4 protein-coding genes are annotated in these 1,545 nt (G+C 64.8%); all 4 read left to right on the top strand.

What is annotated here, in order from left to right:
• Positions 1–380 (top strand): DAK2 domain-containing protein (locus EN749_RS35545; RefSeq protein ID WP_128364919.1); only part of this gene is annotated, 380 nt, incomplete at its 5' end.
• Positions 377–766, top strand: a complete 390-nt coding sequence (gene dhaM, locus EN749_RS35550; RefSeq protein WP_013528085.1) for a dihydroxyacetone kinase phosphoryl donor subunit DhaM — start codon at positions 377–379, stop codon at positions 764–766. The genes EN749_RS35545 and dhaM, both read left to right, overlap by 4 nt.
• 21 nt (positions 767–787) lie before the next feature.
• Positions 788–1,090 carry an HPr family phosphocarrier protein gene (locus tag EN749_RS35555; protein WP_127271907.1) on the top strand — a complete coding sequence of 101 codons (303 nt, stop codon included), beginning with the start codon at positions 788–790 and terminating at the stop codon, positions 1,088–1,090.
• The coding region (locus EN749_RS35560; protein WP_281061949.1) for a phosphoenolpyruvate-utilizing N-terminal domain-containing protein at positions 1,074–1,545 on the top strand (472 nt) is incomplete at its 3' end. The genes EN749_RS35555 and EN749_RS35560, both read left to right, overlap by 17 nt.

The following is a 1,545-nucleotide window of genomic DNA, read 5'->3' on the forward strand; positions in this document are numbered from 1 at the left end:
GCGGCGCCTCCGGCCCGCTATTCGGCACCCTTTTCCTGGCACTCGGCAAGGAGATTTCAGCGGCGCCTGATCGCGCCAATCTGACGGCGGCGTTCGGCAAGGCGATCGAAGCGGTGGCAGCACGGGGCAAGTCGCAGGTTGGACAAAAAACCATGCTCGACGTGCTGCAGCCGGTGCATGACGCGTTGCTGCAGGGAAAGACGGCGCCGGAAATCGCAGGTATCGCCGATGCGGCCGCCGAGGCGACCGTGCCGATGAAGGCCCGGCGCGGCCGTGCGTCGTTCCTTGGCGACCGGTCGATCGGCCACATGGATGCCGGTGCACGCTCGACCGCGCTTCTGGTGTGCACGATCGTCGAAACGCTGGAAGGTCAGCCATGAGCAATGTCGGCATCGTCATCGTTTCGCATTCGCCGCTGGTTGCCGAGGGCACGGCCGACATGGTGCGGCAGATGGTGGGCGACGAAGTGCCGCTTGCATGGTGCGGCGGAAACGGCCATGGCGGGCTCGGCACCAATGTCGAGGCGATCATGGGCGCCATCGACAAGGCCTGGTCGGAAGCCGGTGTCGCCATTCTGGTCGATCTCGGCGGTGCCGAGACCAACTCGGAAATGGCGGTGGAGATGATCGGCGAGCCACGCTCGCACAAGATCATCGTCTGCAACGCGCCGATCGTCGAAGGCGCGGTGATGGCGGCGACCGAGGCCTCCGGCGGCGCCTCGCTCCGGGAAGTGGTGGCGACGGCACATGAATTGTCGCCGTCGTGAGTGAACGGGAAGTTTGAAGACATGTCCGCATCCGCCGAAGCGACCGTTGTGATCACCCACGAGGTGGGCCTGCACGCGCGTCCTTCGGTGAAGTTCACCAAGCTGGCCAAGAGCTTTGCCGCCGAGGTGGAAATCGCGCTTGCCGCCAACGGCCCCTGGTTCGACGCCAAGAGCATCGTCAAGGTGATGGCGACCAAGGCGCCGAAGGGTACGCTGTTGCACATCAGGGCCAGCGGAGACGGCGCCAATGATGCCGTCGACGCGCTGGTCGAACTGGTGCGGCGCGATTTCGACGAAGGCGCGGACCATGCCCGAACCGCTTAGGATTAAAGGCATTTCGGCCTCGGCCGGTTATGCCGAAGGGCCGCTGTTCGACCTCGACCAGACTGTCGGCTCCTATGTCGGCAAAGAAACAGCCGACGATGAGAAGGCCGCGCTCGAAACCGCAATCGGCATTGCCACGGGCCGTCTCACTGCAATGATCGGGATGGCCGAGGGCGATGCCGCCGACATTCTCGAGTTTCAGATCGCCATGCTGCAAGACGATGCGCTGAGCAGCCCGGCCTTTACCGCGATCCGCTCCGGCCTGCCAGCGGACAAAGCATGGCGGCAAGCGCTTGATACTGAGACTGCCGGCTACGATGCTTCGGACCAGGATTATTTCCGCGCGCGCGCCGCCGACATCCGCGATATCAGGGACCAGGTGCTGCGGGCTCTGTCGGAGGTTGGCAACGTCGAGCCGCCCGCCGGCGCCATCCTCTATGGCGAGGATATCGCGC

The organism is Mesorhizobium sp. M7A.F.Ca.ET.027.02.1.1, from assembly GCF_004022985.1.
Classification (GTDB): domain Bacteria; phylum Pseudomonadota; class Alphaproteobacteria; order Rhizobiales; family Rhizobiaceae; genus Mesorhizobium.